The sequence below is a fragment of the Micrococcus sp. LASM2_SD2 genome (genome assembly GCF_057364565.1).
This window is the reverse complement of record NZ_JBNFOB010000395.1, coordinates 1-1191: the sequence shown is the minus strand read 5'-3', so window position 1 is coordinate 1191 and position 1191 is coordinate 1. Positions and strand designations below refer to the sequence as shown.

At 65.8% G+C, this 1191-nt stretch carries 1 protein-coding gene; it reads left to right on the top strand.

Features of this window, described 5'->3' with window-relative positions; translation table 11 throughout:
- Positions 1-69: 69 nt before the first annotated feature.
- A protein-coding gene (locus tag AC2W7A_RS12670) for an IS3 family transposase (RefSeq protein WP_485991643.1) occupies positions 70-1191 on the top strand; the annotation gives its coding sequence in 2 pieces (ribosomal slippage) (positions 70-354 and positions 357-1191; 1120 coding nt annotated over the 2 pieces). This gene is flagged as partial in the annotation.

The window sequence follows — 1191 nt, the reverse complement described above, 5'->3', positions numbered from 1 at the left end:
GGGACTGCCGCATGGATAGGTGACATCTGATCTGGCTTGCCCGCAGGGCGGCCTGGAAGGATGTGCACCATGCCCGCTCCCTACCCCCAGGAGTTCCGCGAAGACGTCGTGCGCGTGGCCCGGTCCCGTGAGGACGGCATCACCATCGCGCAGATCGCGAAGGACTTCGGCGTCCACGAAATGACGCTCCATAAGTGGATTCGCCAAGCCGACATCGACGACGGCAACCGCCCCGGCAAGAGCCGGGAGGAATCGGCCGAGCTGCGTGAGGCGCGTAAACAGATCCGGCTGCTCCAGCAGGAGAACGAGGTCCTCCGCCGCGCCGCCGCCTACCTCTCCCAGGCGAACCTGCCGGGAAAAGGTTCTACCCGCTCGTGAGCGAGCTCGCCGCCGACGGCATCCCCGTCGCGGTGTCCCTGCGGGTCCTCAAGCTCTCCCGTCAGCCCTACTACCGCTGGCGGAAACAGCAGGTCACCCAGGCCGAGCTGATCGAGGCATACCGCGCCAACGCGCTGCTGGACGCCCACGTCGACGACCCCGAGTACGGGTACCGGTTCCTGGTCGGCGAAGCCGCAGAGGCCGGTGAGGTGATGTGTGAGCGCACGGCATGGAGGATCTGCCGGGACAACCAGTGGTGGTCCGTGTTCGGGAAGAAGCGCGGCAAGAACGGGAAGCGCCCCGGGCCACCGGTCCACGATGATCTCGTGAAGCGGGACTTCTCCGCCGATGACGTCAACGAACTGTGGCTGACCGACATCACCGAGCACTGGACCAGCGAGGGCAAGCTCTACCTCTGCGCCATCAAGGACGTGTTCTCAGGCCGGATCGTCGGCTACTCGATCAGCGACCGAATGAAGGCGCGACTGGCGGTGAACGCCCTGGACAACGCCACTTCCCGCCGCGGTGACGTCGCTGGCTGCATCGTGCATTCGGACCGAGGATCGCAGTTCCGGTCGCGGAAGTTCGTGCACGCGCTGAACCGTCACCACCTCATCGGCTCAATGGGAAAGGTCGGCGCCGCCGGCGACAATGCGGCGATGGAGTCCTTCTTCGCACTGCTCCAGAAGAACGTCCTGGACCGGAAGCGGTGGCGGACCCGCGACGAGCTCCGGATCGCGATCGTCACCTGGATCGAACGCAAGTATCACCGCCGCCGTCGACAGGCACGTCTGGGTCGATTGACCCCCATCG